Source organism: Polynucleobacter sp. CS-Odin-A6 (genome assembly GCF_018882095.1).
Lineage (GTDB): Bacteria > Pseudomonadota > Gammaproteobacteria > Burkholderiales > Burkholderiaceae > Polynucleobacter.
In genome coordinates, this window is the sequence record NZ_JACVPD010000002.1 from 127,306 (window position 1) to 148,621 (window position 21,316).

Annotated in this window: 23 protein-coding genes; 8 read left to right on the top strand and 15 right to left on the bottom strand. The window is 45.3% G+C overall.

The window, feature by feature from the left end:
- Positions 1-60: 60 nt before the first annotated feature.
- On the bottom strand, positions 61-405 hold the full coding sequence (locus tag ICN15_RS05270; RefSeq protein WP_216201655.1) for a hypothetical protein: 345 nt from the start codon (positions 403-405) through the stop codon (positions 61-63).
- A 22-nt stretch (positions 406-427) separates the two neighbouring features.
- A complete protein-coding gene (locus tag ICN15_RS05275; protein WP_216201656.1) occupies positions 428-658 on the bottom strand; it encodes a hypothetical protein in 231 nt (76 codons plus the stop codon).
- 217 nt (positions 659-875) lie between these two features.
- Here ICN15_RS05275 and ICN15_RS05280 point away from each other — a divergent pair, with 217 nt between their 5' ends.
- Entirely contained in the window at positions 876-1,625 is a 750-nt protein-coding gene (locus tag ICN15_RS05280) for an alcohol dehydrogenase catalytic domain-containing protein (RefSeq protein ID WP_216201657.1), read from the top strand.
- Positions 1,626-1,634: 9 nt separating this feature from the next.
- On the opposite strand, the gene ICN15_RS05285 is transcribed toward ICN15_RS05280, so the two are convergent.
- Positions 1,635-2,297 (bottom strand): glutathione S-transferase, encoded by a 663-nt coding sequence (locus ICN15_RS05285; protein ID WP_370625420.1) that lies wholly within the window; start codon positions 2,295-2,297, stop codon positions 1,635-1,637.
- Between the two features lie 141 nt (positions 2,298-2,438).
- On the opposite strand from ICN15_RS05285, the gene ahpC reads away from it, so the two are divergent.
- Together ahpC and ahpF are read left to right on the top strand one after the other, a co-directional pair.
- On the top strand, positions 2,439-3,002 hold the full coding sequence (ahpC, locus tag ICN15_RS05290) for an alkyl hydroperoxide reductase subunit C (protein ID WP_216201658.1): 564 nt from the start codon (positions 2,439-2,441) through the stop codon (positions 3,000-3,002).
- Between the two features lie 131 nt (positions 3,003-3,133).
- Positions 3,134-4,678, top strand: coding sequence for an alkyl hydroperoxide reductase subunit F (gene ahpF / locus ICN15_RS05295; RefSeq protein ID WP_216201659.1), 1,545 nt, complete (start codon positions 3,134-3,136; stop codon positions 4,676-4,678).
- Positions 4,679-4,758: 80 nt separating this feature from the next.
- On the opposite strand, the gene ICN15_RS05300 is transcribed toward ahpF, so the two are convergent.
- Together ICN15_RS05300 and ICN15_RS05305 are read right to left on the bottom strand one after the other, a co-directional pair.
- The gene (locus ICN15_RS05300; protein WP_216201660.1) at positions 4,759-7,668 is read right to left on the bottom strand and encodes an FAD-binding and (Fe-S)-binding domain-containing protein; all 2,910 of its coding nucleotides are present in this window, start codon (positions 7,666-7,668) and stop codon (positions 4,759-4,761) included.
- A gap of 121 nt (positions 7,669-7,789) precedes the next feature.
- Positions 7,790-8,515 carry a TerC family protein gene (locus ICN15_RS05305; protein WP_255532879.1) on the bottom strand — a complete coding sequence of 242 codons (726 nt, stop codon included), beginning with the start codon at positions 8,513-8,515 and terminating at the stop codon, positions 7,790-7,792.
- A gap of 90 nt (positions 8,516-8,605) precedes the next feature.
- On the opposite strand from ICN15_RS05305, the gene ICN15_RS05310 reads away from it, so the two are divergent.
- A complete protein-coding gene (locus tag ICN15_RS05310; protein WP_216862800.1) occupies positions 8,606-9,478 on the top strand; it encodes a LysR family transcriptional regulator in 873 nt (290 codons plus the stop codon).
- Positions 9,479-9,493: 15 nt separating this feature from the next.
- Positions 9,494-10,462: a sodium-dependent bicarbonate transport family permease gene (locus tag ICN15_RS05315; RefSeq protein WP_216201661.1), complete on the top strand. Its 969-nt coding sequence runs from the start codon at positions 9,494-9,496 to the stop codon at positions 10,460-10,462.
- Positions 10,463-10,514: 52 nt separating this feature from the next.
- On the opposite strand, the gene ICN15_RS05320 is transcribed toward ICN15_RS05315, so the two are convergent.
- From ICN15_RS05320 to ICN15_RS05330, 3 genes are read right to left on the bottom strand one after another with little or no spacing between them, the layout of a single operon-like run.
- Positions 10,515-11,333: a peptidylprolyl isomerase gene (locus ICN15_RS05320; protein WP_216201662.1), complete on the bottom strand. Its 819-nt coding sequence runs from the start codon at positions 11,331-11,333 to the stop codon at positions 10,515-10,517.
- 54 nt (positions 11,334-11,387) lie between these two features.
- Positions 11,388-11,741, bottom strand: coding sequence for a hypothetical protein (locus tag ICN15_RS05325; protein ID WP_216201663.1), 354 nt, complete (start codon positions 11,739-11,741; stop codon positions 11,388-11,390).
- 7 nt (positions 11,742-11,748) lie between these two features.
- The gene (locus ICN15_RS05330; RefSeq protein ID WP_216201664.1) at positions 11,749-12,522 is read right to left on the bottom strand and encodes a sulfite exporter TauE/SafE family protein; all 774 of its coding nucleotides are present in this window, start codon (positions 12,520-12,522) and stop codon (positions 11,749-11,751) included.
- A 113-nt stretch (positions 12,523-12,635) separates the two neighbouring features.
- On the opposite strand from ICN15_RS05330, the gene ICN15_RS05335 reads away from it, so the two are divergent.
- Both ICN15_RS05335 and ICN15_RS05340 read left to right on the top strand, forming a co-directional pair.
- Positions 12,636-13,166 carry a GNAT family N-acetyltransferase gene (locus ICN15_RS05335; protein ID WP_216201665.1) on the top strand — a complete coding sequence of 177 codons (531 nt, stop codon included), beginning with the start codon at positions 12,636-12,638 and terminating at the stop codon, positions 13,164-13,166.
- A gap of 121 nt (positions 13,167-13,287) precedes the next feature.
- Entirely contained in the window at positions 13,288-13,506 is a 219-nt protein-coding gene (locus ICN15_RS05340) for a hypothetical protein (protein WP_216201666.1), read from the top strand.
- A 5-nt stretch (positions 13,507-13,511) separates the two neighbouring features.
- Here the strand turns inward: ICN15_RS05340 and ICN15_RS05345 are convergent, their stop codons facing one another.
- Both ICN15_RS05345 and ICN15_RS05350 read right to left on the bottom strand, forming a co-directional pair.
- Complete coding sequence (locus tag ICN15_RS05345) at positions 13,512-13,814, bottom strand: 4a-hydroxytetrahydrobiopterin dehydratase (protein ID WP_216201667.1); 303 nt, start codon at positions 13,812-13,814, stop codon at positions 13,512-13,514.
- Positions 13,807-14,541 carry a pseudouridine synthase gene (locus ICN15_RS05350; RefSeq protein ID WP_216201668.1) on the bottom strand — a complete coding sequence of 245 codons (735 nt, stop codon included), beginning with the start codon at positions 14,539-14,541 and terminating at the stop codon, positions 13,807-13,809. Before ICN15_RS05350 ends, ICN15_RS05345 begins: the two co-directional genes overlap by 8 nt.
- A 103-nt stretch (positions 14,542-14,644) precedes the next feature.
- Between ICN15_RS05350 and ICN15_RS05355 the strand changes: the two genes are divergently transcribed.
- Positions 14,645-15,184, top strand: coding sequence for a DUF2889 domain-containing protein (locus tag ICN15_RS05355; RefSeq protein WP_216201669.1), 540 nt, complete (start codon positions 14,645-14,647; stop codon positions 15,182-15,184).
- Between the two features lie 5 nt (positions 15,185-15,189).
- Here ICN15_RS05355 and ICN15_RS05360 read toward each other — a convergent pair whose 3' ends face one another.
- From ICN15_RS05360 to ICN15_RS05380, 5 genes are all read right to left on the bottom strand, one after another.
- Positions 15,190-15,960 carry an SDR family NAD(P)-dependent oxidoreductase gene (locus tag ICN15_RS05360; protein ID WP_216201670.1) on the bottom strand — a complete coding sequence of 257 codons (771 nt, stop codon included), beginning with the start codon at positions 15,958-15,960 and terminating at the stop codon, positions 15,190-15,192.
- Between the two features lie 166 nt (positions 15,961-16,126).
- Positions 16,127-17,065, bottom strand: a complete 939-nt coding sequence (locus ICN15_RS05365; protein ID WP_216201671.1) for an MBL fold metallo-hydrolase — start codon at positions 17,063-17,065, stop codon at positions 16,127-16,129.
- A gap of 4 nt (positions 17,066-17,069) precedes the next feature.
- Positions 17,070-17,666 carry a protein-methionine-sulfoxide reductase heme-binding subunit MsrQ gene (msrQ, locus tag ICN15_RS05370; protein WP_216201672.1) on the bottom strand — a complete coding sequence of 199 codons (597 nt, stop codon included), beginning with the start codon at positions 17,664-17,666 and terminating at the stop codon, positions 17,070-17,072.
- Positions 17,667-17,689: 23 nt separating this feature from the next.
- Positions 17,690-18,652 carry a protein-methionine-sulfoxide reductase catalytic subunit MsrP gene (gene msrP / locus ICN15_RS05375; protein WP_216201673.1) on the bottom strand — a complete coding sequence of 321 codons (963 nt, stop codon included), beginning with the start codon at positions 18,650-18,652 and terminating at the stop codon, positions 17,690-17,692.
- A 171-nt stretch (positions 18,653-18,823) separates the two neighbouring features.
- The gene (locus tag ICN15_RS05380) at positions 18,824-21,061 is read right to left on the bottom strand and encodes an NADP-dependent isocitrate dehydrogenase (RefSeq protein ID WP_216201674.1); all 2,238 of its coding nucleotides are present in this window, start codon (positions 21,059-21,061) and stop codon (positions 18,824-18,826) included.
- Positions 21,062-21,316 lie beyond the last annotated feature (255 nt).

Consider the following 21,316-nt stretch of genomic DNA (forward strand, 5'->3'; position numbering starts at 1 on the left):
AATAGTAGCGCAGACCCAAATGATCTTGATCAATTTCCTAGCTATAAGGCCGCTACAAGCTTACGATTCTTTTAAGGCTCGGGCCATGCATCCGGACAGTAATTCAAATAATTTATAGGCTTGGGTTGTAGGCATCACCCTCTTCTTACGGGCATCATCTTGTTCGATTAACTTAATATAGCCAATCGATCGAAGGTTTTTAAGGCGGCCATGCAACGTGGCTTGGGAGCCTAATAATTTTAGCCTTAAAAGGTCGCCAACAAAAATGGGGTTACCAACGCTATCGTCAAGCATGATGTTGTTGAGTAAATGCTTTTCGGTTGAATCCAAAGTTCGGATCTTGCTTTTGGCTTGAAGTATCTCCACAAGATCGAGAAAACGAATATATCCGTTCGATTTTTTCATGAATTGATATTGCTCCTGAAATTCATTCTTTAAATAGTTTCACAATATTCTGATGCGCCCAATCTATTAAATGCATATTCTCATCTTTACTTAAGGCCTCCATGAGACTAGGGCTGAGAGTAATGGCGCCATCCTCATTTGAGGAAAATGGAATATTTTCGTATGGATACCGTTTATCACTTCCGTGTAGATCGTAGACGATATCTAACAATTTAATAGCGTGCTCTGAATGCAAATCATCGGATGAACTCATGCTTAATCCCCTCTCTTGAATTAGGTGAACCTAGGAAGTACCAGATTAAGAAAAATTGGTGATTATGTATGTGCGTCATCGCACATTGATAGCGGCATTCGCGCTTCACGATAGTTCGCTCTCGTACAGACCTTAACACTAGCATTCCTCATGATGGTGAACGTATCCAGTGCAACTTGGCGCTCCATCAGACTGCTGATGCTATTTGAAAGAAATCATGTCTCCCACCTCTTGCTATGCCGCTCAATCAGCTAAAACGCCCCTTGCGCCCTTCAAGGTTGATCGAAGAGAGTTAGGCTCTAACGACGTAAAAATTGCTATCGAGTATGGTGGTGTTTGCCACACTGACATCCATTTTGCGAGAAACGAGTGGGGCGGAACCCATTATCCCGTGGTTCCGGGTCATGAAATTATTGGCAAGATCACTGCCGTAGGCAAAGCCGTCAACAATCTCAAGATTGGCCAAAGAGTTGGCGCAGGATATATGTCTGGCTCCTGCCATGAATGTGCTTCGTGTAAAGCCCATCTTGAGCAATATTGCCTTAAGGGCTTTTCAACTATCTTCAACAGCCTCTCAAAAGATCCTGGGGGATTTGCTTTTGGTGGCTACTCCAAAAACATAGTGCTTGATCAAAATTTTGTATTGATCATCCCTACGGGTTTAAATCCCGCTAGTACTGCCCCACTGCTCTGTGCTGGCATCACCACTTACTCTCCATTGGTGCATTGGGGCGTCAAGCCGGGAATGACCGTAGGTATTATCGGATTGGGTGGCCTGGGGCATATGGGCGTCAAACTCTCCCATGCGATGGGGGCCAAAACAGTCATGATTACTACATCCAAAACGAAGGATCAGGTGCACGAAATATTTAAAATAACAGGTGGCATCGTATACATCCTTCCTGAAATACATTCCATTCAGAAGGTATTTGGCCCTGAGGCTGCACGGTTCAGTCAGCGTGAGTAAGCCACAACATCAATCAATCCAAACTGGATATTTATGCATTATTGAATTAAATAGTTCAGACTGGGTCTGTTGATTAAGCCATTTTTTAGTCAGGGGAAAAGGCAACTGCTCAAACTGCTGCGGGCTCACCATTGAAAACTGCCTGATGAATGGAAAAATAGCTACATCTACCCAAGTCAATTTGTTGCCCATTAAATATTCACTAGATTCCAGCACAAGCTCCAACGGTTTAAGCATCAGCTCTATAGTCGCATTTAAAACTGCTGCTTGATTAAGCTCTGGATATCGATTCGGATATTTATATTGGTCTAGCAGGATCTTAAATGGGCCATCATTTTTATCAATCCAATGCTGGGAGATGTTTTCATTAACCTCTCCCCAGTGATCGGGATCGGATATGCTCAAAGCCCACTTCATAATATCCAAACTTTGATCCAAGACAAACCCATCAATGCATAAGACTGGAACGGTGCCCTTAGGTGAGGCAAGTAACATGGATTGGGGCTTATTCCGTAATTCAATCTCCCTATGCTCAAACTCAATGCCAGCGTACTTCAATGCCATACGCGCCCTCATGGCATAGGGACATCTTCGATAAGAATAGAAAATTGGCATCATCAGTTCATTGTCCGCTAAGACTTTTGGCTTTGGCAAGGTCTCCTCGACACTCATGCTTGACTTGGAATTTGGATAAGATAGTTTATCGAAAAAATAGATCACTAATATCTAAATTAATCATTATCCAAATAAACAATTAGTCTCTAGAATAGGTCCTGTTGTGAATCAACTATTTCATTTATTACAGGAGAAACCATGTCTTTAATCAATACCCCAGTTCCACCATTCAAAACCCAAGCTTTCCACAATGGCAAGTTTGTTACCGTTTCAGATGAGACCCTCAAAGGCAAATGGTCTGTACTCATTTTCATGCCAGCAGCATTCACATTCAACTGCCCAACAGAAATTGAAGATGCGGCTGATAACTATGCTGAATTTCAAAAGATGGGTGCAGAGGTATACATCATTACTACCGATACGCACTTCTCACACAAAGTATGGCATGAGACTTCACCGGCAGTAGGTAAAGCTAAATTCCCATTGGTTGGCGACCCAACTCACACCCTGACACGTGGTTTTGGCGTTCATATTGAAGAAGATGGCTTAGCATTGCGTGGCACATTCATCATCAACCCAGAAGGCATTATCAAGACTGCCGAAGTTCACTCTAACGAAATCGCACGCGATATCTCTGAGACATTGCGCAAGCTTAAAGCTGCCCAATATACGGCTGCTCACCCAGGTGAAGTTTGCCCAGCGAAATGGAAAGAAGGCGCAGCAACATTGACTCCGTCTATCGATCTCGTAGGCAAGATCTAAATTTAGTTTTAGTTTTAGCTTCAGCTTTTATTTGCTCTATATAGACTCTCTTCGGAGAGTCTATTGGGTAGGAAGAAATTATTCCCCCCTACCCAATAGACTCATCAAGATTCAATACCAAGGATTACATCATGTTAGATAGCAACGTCAAATCGCAACTTAAGGCTTACTTTGAAAAAATAGTGAGTCCGATTGTTTTAGAGGCCACTCTGGATGACAGCCCTCAATCGGCTCAGATGCTGGAGCTTCTCAACGAGGTTGTGGAGCAATCTGAACAAATCTCGCTGAAGACATCCGGGAGCAGTAAAAATATTCCTAGCTTTACAGTCAGCAAGGTAGGTGATCCTGCGCGTATCGCATTTTCTGGCCTACCGATGGGTCATGAGATGACTTCTTTCATCCTTGCTATTTTGCAGACCAGTGGCTACCCGCCCAAAGTAGAACAAGATGTAATTGATAGCATTAAGGGGCTTGAAGGTAAAAAGCGTTTTCAGACTTTTATTTCTCTGTCATGCCACAACTGCCCTGACGTGGTGCAAGCCCTTAACCTCATGGCTGCTCTCAACCCGAATATCGAGCACGAGATGATTGATGGTGCCCTCTTCCAGAGCTTGGTCGATCAATACCAAATTATGGCAGTGCCGACTGTAATTTTGAATGGTGAAGTCTTTGGTCAAGGTCGCATGAGCGTTGAAGAGATCGCTGCCAAACTCGATACCAATTCATCAGCACGCGATGCAGAAAAGATTAGCGCTAAGGCTGCTTATGATTCATTGATCATTGGTGGTGGTCCTGCTGGCGCCTCTGCTGCAATCTATTCCGCCAGAAAAGGCATTAGAACGGGTATTGTGGCTCAGCGCTTTGGCGGTCAGGTTGCCGATACTCTCGGCATTGAAAATTTCATCTCTGTGCAAGAGACTGAAGGCCCTAAATTAGTCATGGCGCTTGAGCAGCATGTTAAGACTTACGATGTCGACATCATGAACCTGCAAACGGCGAAGAGTCTGAGCAAGACTGGTGATGAATTACAGATCACCCTTGAGAATGGTGCCACTCTTAAAAGTAAAACGGTCATCCTAAGTACTGGCGCACGCTGGCGTGAAATGAATGTCCCTGGCGAGCAAGAGTACCGCGGTAAAGGAGTAGCGTACTGCCCTCACTGCGATGGCCCTTTGTATAAAGGCAAGCGGGTGGCAGTCATTGGCGGAGGAAACTCTGGGGTTGAAGCCGTTATTGATTTAGCTGGAATCGTAGATCACGTGACATTAATTGAGTTTGACACTAAATTGCGTGCTGATGCCGTTCTGCAGAAAAAAATGTATAGCTTACCCAATGTGACTGTCGTTACCAATGCCTTAAGCAAGGAAGTCTTAGGCGCGGAGGGCAAAGTGACTACCTTAAGGTACGAGGATCGCGCTAATAATCAAATGCATGACATTGCACTTGAAGGTATCTTTGTTCAAATTGGATTATTGCCAAACACGGATTGGCTCAAAGGCATTGTTGATCTGTCTCCTAGAGGAGAAATCATTATTAGTCAGAAAGGTGAGACCTCGATGCCCGGCGTATTTGCTGCAGGAGACTGCACAACCGTTCCCTACAAGCAAATTATCATTGCGATGGGTGAAGGTGCTAATGCTTCACTCTCTGCTTTTGACTATCTGATACGCTCTTAAATTGAATGAAACATGATGGAGCCCATGAATTTATGTTCATGGGCTTTTTTGCTGATAGATCTAGTGATGAAACAAGGCGCTTACAATTTTACCGCTTTAGCCTGATGTGCCATTTGCAAGAGCTCAGCTAAATGCTTTACCTTACGGCCAGTCTCTTGTTCAATTTGCTCTCTGCAACTAAAGCCATTCGTCAGAATGATCGTATCCTGATCAGCAGCTCGGACCGCCGGGAGTAATACCAGCTCGCCCACTGCTTTTGACATGGCTACATGCTCGGGATTAAATCCAAATGAACCGGCCATACCGCAACAACCACTATCAATGTAATTGGCCTTAGCTCCCAAAGCGCTGAGGAGAGCGATATCGCCCTTTGTACCAAATAAAGACTTTTGATGGCAATGGGAGTGAACCAAGACTTCGCAGTCTAGAGGCGGAGGCGTATAACCATTCTCATACAAGAAGTCACCTAACAAATAGCTGCTAGATGCCAACAGCTTAGCTCTTGGGTCATGCGGAAAGAATTTTAATAGCTCATCTTTAAATACGGACATACAGCCAGGCTCAAGACCGACCACCGCAATTGGTGAATCCGCATCTGCACCAATCTGATCTCCAATCGCATCCAGAATTTTCTCTAGCTTTTGTTTGGCCAAATCAAGGTAACCAAAATCATATAAAGGACGCCCACAACATAATGGCGTCTTTGGCAAAGTAGCCTCGAAACCAGCATGAGCGAGTACCTCTACCGCAGCATTCGCAACCTCTGGATGAAAGTGCTCACAGAAAGTATCTACCCAGAGAATGACTTTTTTCTGTCCTACGCTTGTAGTCGTCGATTGCTTGAACTGTTTACTGAAAGATTTGCTGGCGAACTTGGGCAAGCTCCGTTCTTGCGCTACCCCACCAACCCACTTAGCGAGACTAGATAAAACGGGGGTTTGCATCACCCCATTCATCAACCAGCCAAACTTACCCGCTAAAGGCGCCCAGTCACCAATGCGGCCCATCGTCAAGGCTTGGCGAGGTCGGCTATTTTTTTCATGATAGTGCGATAAAAACTCCGCCTTATACGAGGCCATATCCACGTGAGCCGGACAATCACTCTTACAGCCCTTACAGGAAAGGCAGGTATCGAGCGCCTCTTTCAGCTCTTTGCTTTCCCAGCCATCAGTAATCACCTCACCTTGGAGCATTTCCCAAAAGAGTCTTGAGCGGCCGCGAGTAGAGAAGCGCTCCTCTTTGGTAGCGCGATAGCTTGGACACATCGTGCCGACTTTTTCACTGCGGCACTTACCCATACCAACACAGCGCTCAACTGCTCTTTGAAAGCCATTACCCTCTTGACTTAAGAAATTGAGTCGCGTTTTGATATTGACCACTTTATATTCTGGGCCCATGCGCAGATTTTCATCTACGCGATAAGGATGAACTACTTTACCCGGATTGAGCTTATTTTGCGGATCCCAAATGCGCTTGAATTCATGCATGGCACCCATTAATTCTTCGCCAAACATAATGGGTAAGAACTCCGCACGCGCTTGACCATCGCCATGCTCACCGGTCAATGAACCACCAAACGCCACCACGAGAGTGGCGGCATCCCGAATAAAGGATCTGAATTTGGCAACACCTTCTACTGTGCGTAAATTAAAGGTGATACGCGCATGAATACAGCCATCGCCAAAGTGCCCATAGAGTGAAGTTTCATACTCATAAGAATCGACTAGCGCTTGGAAGGCTCGCAGATACTCACCTAAGCGGGCTGGATCCACCGCCGCATCTTCCCAACCTACGACTGGATCAGGAGAATCAGGATCAATCGATAAGTGAGTTGCTGATGCGCCATTTTCACGAATCGACCAAATCCGCTTTTGCACAGACGAATCGGGCACCAACCAAGTGGATGGCTGAGGACCTTTTGTTCTTGTCTTGAAATACTGTTCTGCCTTTTCAGCTTGAGCCACTGCACCCTCAAGGGTATCGTCACCAAACTCTACTACCACCCAAGCATTTCCTGGTGGCAATAAATCAATTTCAGCCTTAGCTAGATTACGCTGCTGCAAGCCTCGAATAATTTTGTAATCCAAACCTTCAATCGCAATGGGATTAAAGGACTGGTATTCAGGTACTGCATCCCCAGCCAGATAAATATCTTCAAAACCCAATACCAATACAACCCGTTTAGCAGGGCTCTTTACCAGTCTAACTTTTGCGGCCAGGGTTAATGCACAAGTTCCTTCAGTCCCAACCAAAGCCTTGGCAACGTTAAATCCATTCTCAGGTAAAAGCTGATCTAAGTTATATCCCGAGACACGGCGTTTGATATTCGGAAAGCGGGTACGAATCTGCTCAGCATAGCGATCGCGCAAAGTCAGCAAGTCTTGATAGATTTGCCCCTTGCGACCACCAGCAGCAATAATTTGCTCCAGCTCTTGATCTGAGGTTGGGCCAACCCAAAAACGCTCGCCATCATAGGTCAAGATCTCTAAGGCCTCGGTATTTTCTAGTGTCTTACCTGCCATCACTGAGTGGGCACCACAGGAGTTGTTAGCAACCATGCCGCCCAAAGTACAGCGGCTATGGGTAGAAGGATCTGGGGCAAAAGTAAGGCCATGCAACTCAGCAGCATCCCGCAAAGAATCGCAAATCACACCTGGCTCGACAAGCGCGTTACCAGCGACTGGATCAAGAGCAAGAATGTGATTGCAATACTTGGAAATATCAAAAACAACTGCGTTATTAACGGTCTGGCCATTCATAGAGGTGCCAGCACCGCGCATCAGCACTGGCGCATTATTGCGGTGGCAAATCTCAATTCCTTTGACAAATTCCTCGGTATTTTTTGGGGTGACGACCCCTATCGGAATTTGACGGTAATTCGATGCTTCTGAGGCATATACCGCTTGATGGGCTGTATCAAAATGAACAGAACTCCCAAGAGCTGCCGTCAGCTCTACATTGAGCTGCTCCCACTGAGAAATACCACCCATAATTAATCCTTGTTAACTGCGATTACCCTTTTTGGGCACTCCACATTCTAACAATTCTTGACGATTTGTGATTGTTGCTAAATTTGTCAAATTAGATGGATTTAAGCTGATGAATCCGTAGTTAAGTCTTTGCACCATCAAGAGCACGTCTACTCTGGATAAACCCTCCAGATAAAACTGCCAACACGACTACCACTTGAAAGATGTACTCCCATATTGGGTTCTGAGTGGCAAGCCATTCTTCGGAGAGGGGTTCTGATGTCATCATTTTTGCTGCCGTCCATGCCAAGACACCAGCGCCCAAATAGGTGACCGAAGGGTAGCGCTCTACTAGCTTCAGTATTTGTGTGGATCCCCAAATGACTATGGGGATACTAATCAGCAGTCCAATAACAACCAACACATAACTGCCATGTGAAGCCCCGGCAACCGCTAAGACGTTATCCAGGCCCATAACTGCATCTGCAATCACAATGGTTTTCATGGCACCCCAAAAAGTGGTTTTGGCGTGATCATGCGCTTTACCATCTTGTGCGGGACAGAGTAAGCGAAAAGCTATCCACACCAATAGCAAGCCACCGATCAGCATTAAACCGGGGATGTTCAACAAATACACTACCAATAGCGTCATGACACTTCTGACTGCAATCGCTCCCACTGCACCCCAAACAATCGCCTTCTTTTGCAAATGGGCTGGTAAATTTTTAGCAGCCATTGCAATGATGATTGCATTGTCCCCAGCTAAAACAAGGTCAATCACAATAATTGCCAGTAATGCCGAAAAAAATTCCGGGCTAAATAGCTCCACCTTAATCTCCTCACTCAGATTGCTATCCATGCATTTCATGGATTTCTATAAGGCTAATTTAGGGGAATTTGCATTAAACTAAAAGCAGAGATATATTGATTATAATTTCGTAAAAAACTGAATATTAAAATGCTCTATAACTATCGTCACCTTTATTATTTTTGGGTAGTAGCGAAAGAGGGGAGCATGTCTAAGGCTGCCGAGCGCCTGAACATTGCCATTCAGACAATCAGTGCCCAGGTGCATGAATTAGAAAAATCACTCGGCTACCTGTTGCTTAAGCCTGCGGGTCGTGGACTTGCGTTAACAGAGTCGGGGTTTGCAGCTTTAGCTATTGCGGATCAAATCTTTCTCTTGGGGGAGAAGTTACCCGAAGCCATCAGGGAGGCAGCAAGCTTCCCTAAAACCAAAATTACGGTTGGCGTGTCTGATGGCTTATCTAAGCTGGTTACCAGGCAACTTCTGGCGCCCATTTTGGAAAAAAATGATGTTCAGTTAATAGCTCATGATGGAGAATTTGAAGACCTCTTAGCAGATCTGGCATTACATCGACTCGACATTGTCTTGGCCGATCGACCGGCACCAATTAATAAAAATCTCCATGTGTATAGCAAGGAGTTGCTCAAGTCATCGATTGCTTGGTTCGGTCCCAGCAAAGTATTAAAGCGAAGCAAAAAAGCGTTTCCCCAGTGTCTTAATGACCTACCCATTCTTTTACCAACCACCCATTCTAAGGTTCGCCACTTAATTGATCAGTGGTTTGTCCACAATGGCATCAGCCCTAATATTGCTGGTGAGTTTGAAGATAGCGCTCTACTAAAAACTTTTGCAGCCAGCGGCTTAGGCGTATTTCCTGCCGGCAAAATCATTGCTAAAGATTTGAAGGAGACCTATCACATGGACCTAATTGGGGATTGCGAGGACATCTATGGATATTTTTATGCGATTCGTTCAGAAAAGAAGATTCAACACCCACTCATTGAAGCCATTATTAAACGATAACTTGCGAACAGAATCATGGCCAACTTCTTAGATCCAGCAATCCTATTCTTTATCTTTGGTGTATTTGCTGGCGCCGTTAAGTCCAATTTAGAAATTCCGCAACCGATTTCGCGATTTTTGTCGCTTTACCTACTCATGGCATTAGGGCTCAAGGGTGGGTTTGCTTTGCACAAGTCGGGCTTCACTACAGAAATTGCCCTCTCATTGGGTCTTGCAGTCTTTTTAGCTATCCTCATTCCCTTAATTGGTTACCGAATTCTGAGAACCAAACTCAACGCCTTTGACGCAGCTGCGGTTGCAGCGACCTACGGCTCCGTGAGTGCGGTAACCTTCATCACTGCCACTCAATATTTAGATCAATTTCAGATCATCTATGGTGGCCATATGGCTGCAGCCATGGCGCTGATGGAGTCTCCAGCAATCATCTTAGCAATCGTTTTAGCAAATAAAGCCAGATCCTTCCATGCCATCCACACTCAATCGCAACATGCGCCCGTAGGTCTATCAAAAATACTGCATGAATCTTTTACAGATGGCGCGCAACTACTTTTATTGGGATCCATGGTCGTTGGATTAGTGAGTGGAGATGCAGGCCAAAAGTTAATGGCGCCATTTTCAATAGACTTATTCAAGGGAATGCTAGCTTTCTTTCTATTAGATATGGGTCTGATGGCGGCTAGAAATATTCCAGGCCTTAAAGGGAAGCCGCCGATAACCCTGCTGTATGCCATTGGCTCACCACTGTCACACGCCCTCATTGCACTCACACTATGCAAGCTCATTGGACTACCCCTTGGCGACACGATCTTACTAATGGTGCTAGCTTCAAGCGCCTCTTATATTGCCGTACCGGCTGTTTTGCGCCATGCGCTACCCGAGGTCAATCCAGCGCTTTATATGGGAATGTCTCTAGGCATTACCTTTCCATTCAATATCATTCTGGGCATTCCCCTGTATGCCATATTGGCGAAACTCGTTATATAGATACTCGAAGTCATCCAATCAAAGAGATTCACATAGGCATTTCTCAAACGCGTTATCGCACAACGATATTGGCACCCTGACGTAATTGGGATAAGAATTCAAATTGCTTTTTCTGGACCAGGCCATTCCGAATAGCTGCTTTAGCCTGTTCAAAAGTAGGTGGCTTAGTGGATTTTTTGTCCTCCAACTTAATCAAATACCAGCCCTGTGGCATTTGAATAGGCGCCGGAGAAACTTGACCCTTAGAGAGCGTTATCAAAACACTAGCAATCTGTGGCAAAGTTTGACCTGCCTGAACCCAACCTACCGCTCCGCCCTGAACTTTGTTTGGCGCCAATGAAACACTCTTGGCCACCTTATCAAAAGATTCACCCTTTTTAATTCTGACTAAGGCGGCTTTCGCCTCAGCTTCAGTAGCAACCGCTATATCACTCACTTTATATTCCACGATCATGCCTTGCGATCCCAGAGAAGCGACCTCACGGTCATACTCTGCTTGGACATCAGCTTCACTCACAGGATTTTTTGACATAAAAGTGGATAGCTCTAGATCCGCTAAATAGTTTTGACGAATCAAAGCCAATTGGCGATTTGCTCTATCGGAGTTTGCCAACCCATCTTTATCAGCTTGCTGAGACAAGAGGGTGATTTCAATCAATTTACTCAAGACTACTTTGCGCAACTCAGGTGAATCTTTTTGACCTTGAGATAAAGCCGCCTGAATACCCTGCTCAACAGTATCATTGGAAATAATGAATCCATTAACCGAAGCTGCGGCGTTGATCGGCAATGCATCCTGAGAATATGCTGAAGTTACACAGCCCAAGAGAATGAAGGCGCTTGCAAGTAAACGAATAGAAGTGAATTTCATGAATGACTCTTTTCTAAAATAGATAAGTAATAGTAACAGTTGAGTCCATAGCCTCTAGAAAGTGATTGTTGCGGGTATTGGCTCAAAGGGTGCGGCAGACTCGGCACCCTGAGCTTCCGCCTGCTCTTCACCATCCGGATTTTTAATATAATGCGAATCAAATGGTCTTTTGGGCGCTTGCTGAACTGGTGTAGGGCTCGAGTAAAGGGGCCCCATCGGCGTCTCAGCTGGAGAAATGGGCTGCCGATTAAACTTCTGCATCTGAGCAGGGGTGTATGGTGAAAATGTTTGGCTATATACAAGCATAGGGACCCCCAAACCACAGGCAATCAATAGTTTAAGAACTGCCTGAGGTTTAGTTTGATGCTGCTTCTGATTCAATGTTTGAATGCGTATTATCTTTTCCATAGTGAACTCAGGCGCCTAAGCCATCAGCAATTAATTTCATACTCGCTGCCAATAAAAATAGTTGGATAACGATGTAATACCATTTAGCTGAAATTTTCTTGGCCAAATAGAAGCCTAAGTACACACCCACCGGAACCAAAGGTAGCAATAGTATGGAAGTGGCTAATTGGTTGAGGTTGAGCAAATCCAAATAAGTATAGGGAAGTAGCTTACCGAAATTGAGGACGGTAAAAAATATACCCAATGTAGAGGTATACACCATTGGGGGCACCCGCTCCCTCAACATATAAATCGTAATAGGCGGACCTCCAATATGCGCAACAAAGGAGGTAAAGCCAGAAAGACAGCCCATCACTCTACCCAACCAAGGGTAGGGCTTTGCTTCTTTGAGACTCAGGCGGGACATCACGACACTCTGCACCAGAAACAGCAAGGTAAATATGCCAATCGAAAGAGACAACATCTGTGGAGTTATTACAGAGAAAAAGAAGTACCCGATGAGCATGCCAACCCCAGCTGGTAACAAAACAATTTTCAGAATCCGTCGATCCGCATTAACCCAAAACCGGCGCAAGCCAACCAAATCAATCGCAATCAATAAGGGAAGCAAAATAGCCAATGCTTCGGTAAGGCTAGATTGACTAGCAATCAACGGAGGCGCAATGACACCTAGACCGGCACCAAAGCCACTCTTTGACATACCCAAAATCAGCACACTGATTGCAGCCAGCACAAAAAAGGTGGCTGAATGCTGGTTAAAGGCCTGGAGCAAAGGGATCATCAATGGGTCAAATGACGCGGTAAGAAGAATGGCTCATTTTAGAGTCAAAACTACTATGTGCGAATAGCTAATCACAGTATCCTGAAGGTGAACACCTCAGGTGAGCTGCGCCCATGAAAACATCCCTACCCCCTCCAAATAAATACTACCCACTGGGCGAGGGCAAGGCTTACTTTATTCGCCCAATTCAGTTGGATGACAAAAAACGTCTCATTGACCTTTTCAACCACCTTTCACCTGAAAGCCGTTATCTGAGATTCGCACATGCAATCGCCAATTTACAGAATGATTTTTTAGAAAATATCTTGCACTTGGACTATAAAAAAGAAATGGCTTTAGTTGCTGTTATTCAGAATCAACATGGGGACGAAGAAATTATTGGTATCTCACGTTACATCACTCTGCCTAAGCAACCTATTTGTGAATTCTCTCTCAGCGTGAGTGATAGTCACACTGAACATGGAGTAGGTACACATTTAATGCTTGACCTGATAAACCATGCAAAAGAGAATGGTTTAAAAGCAATGGCGGGGTATGTCCTTGCCAATAATTCTAAAATGCTTCATCTGGTGAATGAATTGGGGTTCAAGGTATCCACTATCGACGATGATCCCGACTTTAAAACCGCCAATCTCCCGCTCTAATCAAGTTGCCCAAAAACTGCAAAAAATCTGAAGTGCAAAGAATTTTTTAGCCTAGTTAAGCAATAGGTCTGTGCTTGCAAGACTTTATTTGCTATTCTGCAACATCACTCAAAGGATCAATATGACGAACGATACCCAAACTCCAAACGACGAAGATTTTGACTATGGGTGCGAATGCGCCATGACGCTGTTAAATGAGCCTACAGAAGATTGCTTGAATGATCTGATCGATGAGCTTGATGAAGATGGCATGATCGCCACTGAAGTGGTCTATGGGCTTTTAGCCACCATCCTGATGAGCATTACCTCCGAGGATGAAGATGACGAGGAAATTCAGTAAGGTTGTTACCCCAAGATCTGTAACGAAAATTGATCCATGGCACGGGCCATAGAAAGATCTAGCTCAGTTAATGCCTTCATTGAATGGGTGCTCAATCGAACGGATACCATATTCCAAGCATTAGACCAATCCGGATGGTGATCTATTTCCTCGGCAAAGTTTGCACAAAGCGTCATGAACTGAAAAGCATCTTTAAAGTCTTTAAAGATAAATTTTCGCTCTAACTCTTGCTGATTAGAACTGACCTGCCAATCAGGCAACATCTTTTGAAAATCAAAATCTTGGGCAAGCAGATTTGGCTTAGACATTTGATACCTCCACACTCTTAGATAATTTTTGTAAATCTTCTGGATAAAGCCAGCGCCACTCACCCTCAGCTAAATCAGCAGGCAGGATGTATTGTCCAATTTTTGTTCTATGCAGCTTAGCCACGTGATTACCCACTGCAGCCATCATTCGCTTCACTTGATGATAGCGCCCTTCCACAATCGTCATTGCCAAGGCGTGATCGCCAAGCTGTTTGCAGGCGGAAGCAAAACAGGGCTCTGGATCATCATCTAGTACAACGCCGCTAAGTAAATGATCTATTTGCTTTTGAGTAATCGGTTCAGGGGTAGTGATCTCGTAGACCTTACCAATATTTTTCTTCGGAGTAGTCATCCGATGAATAAATTGGCCATCATCTGAAATTAAAATTAAGCCCGTTGTATCAAAGTCGAGGCGACCTACACACTGCACACCCCGCTCCACAAAAGGCTTGGGTAGTAAGCTATACACACTGGGATGATGGGTCGTTTTATGAGAGCACTCGTAGTTGGGAGGCTTATGAAAAGCAATATAGGCTTTTTCATGAAACTCCCAATTCCTGCCCTCGACATTGAGTATTAAACCTTCGGTGGCAATGCGCTCTTCCGGATCTTCTGCCAATACCCCATTGACTTTGACTAGGTCGGCATAGACCAAATCACTGCAATAACGCCTAGTCCCAAAGCCCTGGCTAAATAATATTTTTTCGAGCGAAATCGGTTTGGCCATAGATGTTGCCGAGCATACTACAAACTGACCTGACTTAGAGACTGTGCAATGAAGTCGTTATCATTAACCAATATTTTTTATTATCCAATTTATTACCGCCAGTATGCTATCGAATCCAGCCCCTAGAAGCCCTCTCCATAACCGTGAAATTACTTTTCAGGGCTTTGCCCGTGAAGATGGTTTATGGGATATTGAAGCCCATTTACGTGACTTCAAATTTCATCCTTTTACTACCGGCGGGAAGACTTGGGAGCCAGGGCAAGCTTTTCACGATATGTGGGTTCGCATTACCGTGAATACTGAATTAGTCATTCAAGCAATCGAGGTGGCAATGGACAGTCATCCTCACCCTGAATGCCCACAAGTAATCCCACCAATGGATGCATTAATTGGGGAGCGCATCGGCAAAGGCTGGCGTAAGACAATTAATGAACATCTCGGCGGAATTAAAGGCTGTACGCATTTACGAGAACTATTAAGCAATATTGCTACCGCTGCTTTTCAATCTATTCCCGGGGCACTCTTTAATGCAGATGACACTAAGCCGCCCCTTTATTTGGGAACTTGTAAATCTTGGGATTTCAACGGCCCCGTAGTCATGCGTCTCTATCCCCGGTTTTATCAGTGGAAATCGACAGTCTAGACTGCTTATAAATCTCCGCGGTGAATGTTGAACGCATTAAAAGACTGCTGTACCGGCATCAACTCTAATAAATTAATATTCATATGGCTTGGTAAATTGGCAGACCAGTAAATTGCCTCGGCTACATCATCCGCACTCAACGCTTTGACGCCGGTATAGACCTTATCTGCCTTATCATCATCCCCCTTAAAGCGCACATTCGAAAATTCCGTGCCGGAGCACATGCCAGGCTCAACGCAAGTGACACGCACCGGTGTTCCAATTAAATCTGCTCTTAAGTTCAAGCTAAATTGCTGAACAAATGCTTTGGTACCGCCGTAAACATTGCCCCCTGGATAGGGATAGTTAGCCGCTACAGATCCTAGGTTGATCACGTGCCCGCAATGACGCTCAACCATTCCCGGTAAAAAAGCGCGGGTCATGTGAACTAAGCCCTTAATATTAGTATCAATCATGCGATCCCAGTCAACAAGAAATGCCTTGTGCGCTGGTTCTAGACCTAAAGCCAAGCCCGCGTTATTCACGAGCAAAGTTACGTTAGCAAATTCAGCAGGCAAGCTAGCAGCAAGCTCATCAACCCGCGCACTATCGCAAACATCTACAGCTAGAGTGAGTAATTTTTTCTGCTGCTCAGCAGGCAAAGATGTTTTCAAAGCCTCTAGGCGTTCCACGCGTCTTCCTAAGGCAATCACCTTGTGGCCATGAGCCAGAAAGCGGCGGGCAGTAGCCTCACCAAATCCGGCAGTAGCGCCAGTCACTAAAACGGTATGTTCCATATTTTTTTCTTCTGATTGTTTTGTAATTGAGAGAGTCGTTTAATACTAAAGCCTCTATGACATTCTTAGGAATTATTGCTCATCTTCTTACCTCTCCTCTGATTTCGCTAGCTCTGCTGTGATCTCCAGGGAAGACTATAGCCGGGGAAAGTATCTGATCAAGACTCTAGTCAAGATTTATGAGGCTATCCCCTTCAATGACTGCGACCTTGGATTTCACCAAAGCCTGTGGCAGCCACAACTGAAAATCCTCAATCGTCATATTCAGTTGCTCACGAATGTTTTCTAGTGCTGGAGTGACGCCCATCCATTGATATACCTCTTTCATTTCCCTACTGCGCCATTCCAATAGCTTGTACTTCAGGAGAACCTTAGCCCCATGACGTGCATTACGATCAGCATCACTGGAGAGGTAATCGAGACGCGACTTCGCAATATCAAGTGACTTTTTTACATCCGTAAAAGGCTTGCCATGCCCTGGAATAACTAAAGCCACTGGGAGCTTCTCAATCAACTCTAATGTCTGCGCCACCTCTTCGAAGCCACCCTCACCCCAGAGCTCAGGAAAAATCACGCCAAAGCCATCTTCCCAGAGTGCGTCGGCCGAGATTAAGATTTGATGTTGCTCTTGATACAACATGATTGAATGGTTGTCATGGCCTGGAGCTGAAAGAATCTGCCACTGATAGCGACCCAATCGGATTTCCTCATCCGGCACCAACAGACCTTGATGAGTAAAACGGGGGCACTCTTGTCCTAATTGTTGAAAGCTGAGTAACTCTTCATCCCAATGCTGAACAGCGATCGCCTCAGCTTTTGGTATCCAGATCTCACAATCAAATTGTTTTGCCAGTGCTGCATTGCCTCCGCAATGATCTGAGTGCAAGTGTGTGTTCACTACCTTATTAAGGTCTAGTGAGCCAGATTGCTTTAGTGCATTGACAACTAGGTCAACAGTGAGCTGCTGATGTGCGCAGTAGCCAGTATCCACCAGCGAAATATCGTCATCACTATAAAGAAAAATATTATTTGCTGACAACCAGCCGCGCTCGAAGATATCGATTCCGGGAGGTAGTAGGAAGCTACCGATCTGTCTTGCTGTCATCAGATTAGCGATCTTGAATAGAAGAAAGTTTGTTCAGCAGCTTACGTATGTAAGGAACCCTACAACATAACAGTAATAGCAAGATGACAGCATAAATACTCACTGTGTCTAAATCATTTTTTCCTGCCTTATGCCACCAATAATGCAGGATCACGGTACAGACAATGAGATAAATCACGCGATGCAACTGCATCCAGCGGCGGCCTAGTTTTCTTTGCGCCCAACGAGTGGAAGTCAACGCTAATGGAATGAGTAATACAAAGCTGATAAAGCCCATCGTAATAAAGGGCCGTTTCACAACATCTTTCCACATTTCTACCAGATCAAAATTTTGATCAAGCCAAAGCCAGATTCCAAAATGAATGCAGGCATAGAAAAAACTGAATAAACCCAATATTCTGCGATACCGAATCCAGCTTGTGACACCAGTCACCAAACGCAGTGGGGTCATTGCCAGCGTAAGGCAGAGGAAAACTAAAGCCCAAGTTCCGGTCGAGCGGGTAATGAACTCAATGGGATTGGCACCTAGATCATCGGTATAGCCGAGCCAAATCAAGCGATCTAGGGGTAAGAGCGCCAGTAAAAAAATTAAGACCTTCATCAAGTTCTATTGATTACTCTGTATTAATAGAACTTCTTTAAGTCCATACCAGAGTACATACTGGCTACTTGATCGCCATAACCATTAAACATTTGGGTCTTTATTTTAGGGGCGAATGTCCCTTTAGGATCACCAATGCGGCGCTCAGTTGCTTGACTCCAACGCGGGTGATCTACTGAAGGATTCACATTAGAGTAAAAACCATATTCGCGGGCATCAAACTGACTCCAGCTCGTCTTCGGCATCTCTTCAGTTAAGCGAATTTTGACAATCGACTTCGCACTCTTGAAGCCATACTTCCAAGGCACCACAATTCGTACTGGAGCGCCGTTTTGCTTTGGCAGGGTCTCACCGTAAAGACCAAAGGTGAGCAAGGTTAAAGGGTTCATTGCCTCATCTAGGCGCAGACCTTCACGATAGGGCCATTCAATTACTCGACTCTTCAGACCCGGCATTTGTTTAGGGTCGGCTAGAGAAATAAATTCCACATATTTTGCAGATCCTAAAGGTTGAACCTGATTCAATAATTTAGATAAGGAATAGCCATCCCATGGAATGACCATTGACCATCCCTCAACACAACGCATCCGATAAATACGCTCCTCCATTGGGGCAAGTTTGAGCAGTGCATCAAGATCCAAGGTCATCGGCTTTTTAACTAAGCCTTCAATCGTGACAGTCCACGGGCGCGTTTGCAAACTCCCCGCATTCGCAGCTGGATCCGCTTTATCGGTACCGAACTCATAAAAATTGTTGTATCCAGTGACATACTTATAGCTTGTTGACTCCTCCTTCAGGACGAAATCTGGATTAGGACTAGCAATCAACTTTTGAGAATTGTTAGCCAAGGCATCCCGCGAGAACCAAGGCGCTAGTGCTAAACCAAACGCACCGGCAGCTGCAGATTTAATCAAATCTCGGCGAGCCTCAAAAACTGCTTGAGGGGTCACTTCTTGAGAAAGTTGCTTCTGATCAATAGGGTGCATATCAAAGTCTCCGTAGTGGATTTCAGCAAATAATGCGAATATTAACTATTCTCCTACGCTTGGCGATTTAATGCTGAACTACTCAATTTGCCTGCAAAAAAGAAGTGGGGCAAGAAAAAAGGCAAACCGACTGGTCTGCCTTTTTTAATAGAACGGAAGGCATTTACTAACTTAAGCGACCTGGGCCGCCTTCAAAATGGTATTGAGGGTTGCGCTAGGACGCATCACTGTTTTGCACTTCTCTGGATCCGCCGCAAAGTAACCACCAATATCAGCTGGCTTACCTTGTACTGCTTTGAGCTCTGCAATGATCTGTTGCTCGTTATCCGTTAGTGCTTTTGCAATGGGCGCAAAGTGGGCTTGCAATTCTTTATCTTCGGTTTGTGCAGCCAAAGCTTGGGCCCAGTACATTGCCAAGTAAAACTGGCTACCGCGATTATCCAATTCACCAGTGCGTGGAGACGGTGATTTATTGTTATCCAATAATGCACCAGTCGCCTCATCTAAAGTGCGGGCTAGGAGTTTCACTTTAGGATTGCCGGTTTTGTCTCCGATATCCTCTAAGGACACTGCTAGAGCCAAAAACTCTCCCAATGAATCCCAACGCAAATGGTTCTCTTCGACCAATTGCTGAACGTGCTTCGGTGCAGAACCGCCAGCGCCTGTTTCAAAGAGGCCGCCACCTGCCATCAAAGGTACGATAGAGAGCATCTTGGCGCTCGTACCGAGCTCCATAATGGGGAATAAATCGGTGAGGTAATCACGCAAAATATTGCCGGTCACCGAGATCGTATCTTTGCCACGAATGACGCGCTCTAGGGTGTAGCGCATGGCACGAGTCTGAGACATGATTTGAATATCCACACCCGTTAAGTCGTAATCCTTTAAGTAGGCTTGAACCTTCTTAATCAATTCTGCTTCATGGGGGCGGTACTCATCCAACCAGAACACTGCTGGAGTATGGGAAAGACGTGCACGGTTGACAGCGAGCTTTACCCAGTCACGAATCGGCTCATCCTTAACCTGGCACATCCGCCAGATATCACCCTCTTCTACGTCCTCCTCAAGTAATACCGTACCGTCATCGGCAACAATCCGAGCGACGCCAGCTTCAGTAATTTCGAAAGTCTTGTCATGTGAGCCGTACTCTTCAGCCTGCTGCGCCATCAAACCGACATTGGGTACGGTACCCATCGTAGTTGGGTCAAAATTACCGTGGGTCTTGCAAAAGTTAATCATTTCCTGATAGATACGCGCAAAAGTACTTTCTGGAATCACTGCCTTGGTGTCATGCAAACGGCCATCAGCGCCCCACATCTTGCCACCTACCCGAATCATTGCTGGCATAGAGGCGTCCACGATCACATCACTTGGTGAATGGAGATTAGTAATCCCCTTAGCAGAGTCCACCATCGCTAATGCGGGGCGGTGCTCATGGCAAGCGTGTAAATCTTGAATAATTTCTTCGCGCTTAGACTCTGGCAAGGTTTTGATCTTGTCATACACACTGCTCATACCGTTGTTAACATTGACGCCCAACTCTTCAAATAACTTCGTATGCTTTTCAAATGCGTCTTTATAAAAAATCTTGACAGCGTGGCCAAACACGATGGGGTGAGATACCTTCATCATGGTTGCCTTCACGTGCAGGGATAACATCATGCCCGTCTTGTAAGCATCCTCAATTTCTTTTTCGTAGAAATCACAGAGTGCTTTTTTACTCATGTACATGCTGTCAATAATTTCACCAGCAAGCAAAGAAATTTTTGGTTTTAGAACAATTGTCTTGCCACTCTTGGTGACTAAATCCATCCGGACATCACATGCCTTCGTCATTGTCATTGACTTTTCACCCGCATAGAAGTCCCCGCCGTGCATATGAGATACGTGTGTGCGGGATGCTTGGCTCCATACACCCATCGAGTGCGGGTTCTTACGGGCGTAACGCTTCACGGCATTGGGTGCGCGTCGATCAGAATTCCCTTCGCGTAACACGGGGTTTACAGCACTACCCAAACACTTAGAGTATCTGGAACGGATGATTTTTTCAGCGTCGTTTTTAGGGTCATCCGGAAAGTCAGGGATGGAATAGCCCTTCGCTTGCAATTCTTTAATGGCAGCGAGCAACTGTGGCACTGATGCGCTGATGTTGGGTAATTTAATAATGTTAGTGTCCGGCAACAGAGTCATGCGGCCCAGTTCAGCCAAATTATCTGGGACCTGCTGTTCGGCAGTTAAACAATCAGAGAACTCTGACAAGATACGTGCTGAAACAGAAATGTCACTCGTCACAATCTGCACTCCAGCGGGTGCAGTAAATGTCCGAATGATCGGCAAAAATGCACAGGTTGCCAATGCTGGCGCTTCATCTGTCAGCGTGTAAATAATCTTTGATGTCTCTGCAGCCATTAATTTTTCCTCGATATGATTCCGTATTTGGGTTCGGCTGATACCGAGCCCCCTCGCATTCAGCACGCCGGACCTCAGGCGCTTTTGGCTGCCTGGGTGAAACTGGACACGCTGGACCGAGACCGCTATTTTAGATCATCGAACCCGGCAATTTAAGCGGTTTTGGCACTAAAGCGAGTGAATTGTCTTGAATTCAAGGGTTGCAGAAAACCAAGCGCCCTTGAAGTTACGCCGTAAACTGCGATACATGATGAA

What these genes read in the sequence shown, in the direction of transcription:
- ICN15_RS05270 (WP_216201655.1), bottom strand. Translation starts at nt 405, where the DNA reads ATGAAAAAATCGAACGGATATATTCGTTTTCTCGATCTTGTGGAGATA.
- ICN15_RS05275 (WP_216201656.1), bottom strand. Translation starts at nt 658, where the DNA reads ATGAGTTCATCCGATGATTTGCATTCAGAGCACGCTATTAAATTGTTA.
- ICN15_RS05280 (WP_216201657.1), top strand. Translation starts at nt 876, where the DNA reads ATGTCTCCCACCTCTTGCTATGCCGCTCAATCAGCTAAAACGCCCCTT.
- ICN15_RS05285 (WP_370625420.1), bottom strand. Translation starts at nt 2,297, where the DNA reads ATGAGTGTCGAGGAGACCTTGCCAAAGCCAAAAGTCTTAGCGGACAAT.
- ahpC (WP_216201658.1), top strand. Translation starts at nt 2,439, where the DNA reads ATGTCTTTAATCAATACCCCAGTTCCACCATTCAAAACCCAAGCTTTC.
- ahpF (WP_216201659.1), top strand. Translation starts at nt 3,134, where the DNA reads ATGTTAGATAGCAACGTCAAATCGCAACTTAAGGCTTACTTTGAAAAA.
- ICN15_RS05300 (WP_216201660.1), bottom strand. Translation starts at nt 7,668, where the DNA reads ATGGGTGGTATTTCTCAGTGGGAGCAGCTCAATGTAGAGCTGACGGCA.
- ICN15_RS05305 (WP_255532879.1), bottom strand. Translation starts at nt 8,515, where the DNA reads ATGAAATGCATGGATAGCAATCTGAGTGAGGAGATTAAGGTGGAGCTA.
- ICN15_RS05310 (WP_216862800.1), top strand. Translation starts at nt 8,606, where the DNA reads ATGCTCTATAACTATCGTCACCTTTATTATTTTTGGGTAGTAGCGAAA.
- ICN15_RS05315 (WP_216201661.1), top strand. Translation starts at nt 9,494, where the DNA reads ATGGCCAACTTCTTAGATCCAGCAATCCTATTCTTTATCTTTGGTGTA.
- ICN15_RS05320 (WP_216201662.1), bottom strand. Translation starts at nt 11,333, where the DNA reads ATGAAATTCACTTCTATTCGTTTACTTGCAAGCGCCTTCATTCTCTTG.
- ICN15_RS05325 (WP_216201663.1), bottom strand. Translation starts at nt 11,741, where the DNA reads ATGGAAAAGATAATACGCATTCAAACATTGAATCAGAAGCAGCATCAA.
- ICN15_RS05330 (WP_216201664.1), bottom strand. Translation starts at nt 12,522, where the DNA reads ATGATCCCTTTGCTCCAGGCCTTTAACCAGCATTCAGCCACCTTTTTT.
- ICN15_RS05335 (WP_216201665.1), top strand. Translation starts at nt 12,636, where the DNA reads ATGAAAACATCCCTACCCCCTCCAAATAAATACTACCCACTGGGCGAG.
- ICN15_RS05340 (WP_216201666.1), top strand. Translation starts at nt 13,288, where the DNA reads ATGACGAACGATACCCAAACTCCAAACGACGAAGATTTTGACTATGGG.
- ICN15_RS05345 (WP_216201667.1), bottom strand. Translation starts at nt 13,814, where the DNA reads ATGTCTAAGCCAAATCTGCTTGCCCAAGATTTTGATTTTCAAAAGATG.
- ICN15_RS05350 (WP_216201668.1), bottom strand. Translation starts at nt 14,541, where the DNA reads ATGGCCAAACCGATTTCGCTCGAAAAAATATTATTTAGCCAGGGCTTT.
- ICN15_RS05355 (WP_216201669.1), top strand. Translation starts at nt 14,645, where the DNA reads ATGCTATCGAATCCAGCCCCTAGAAGCCCTCTCCATAACCGTGAAATT.
- ICN15_RS05360 (WP_216201670.1), bottom strand. Translation starts at nt 15,960, where the DNA reads ATGGAACATACCGTTTTAGTGACTGGCGCTACTGCCGGATTTGGTGAG.
- ICN15_RS05365 (WP_216201671.1), bottom strand. Translation starts at nt 17,065, where the DNA reads ATGACAGCAAGACAGATCGGTAGCTTCCTACTACCTCCCGGAATCGAT.
- msrQ (WP_216201672.1), bottom strand. Translation starts at nt 17,666, where the DNA reads ATGAAGGTCTTAATTTTTTTACTGGCGCTCTTACCCCTAGATCGCTTG.
- msrP (WP_216201673.1), bottom strand. Translation starts at nt 18,652, where the DNA reads ATGCACCCTATTGATCAGAAGCAACTTTCTCAAGAAGTGACCCCTCAA.
- ICN15_RS05380 (WP_216201674.1), bottom strand. Translation starts at nt 21,061, where the DNA reads ATGGCTGCAGAGACATCAAAGATTATTTACACGCTGACAGATGAAGCG.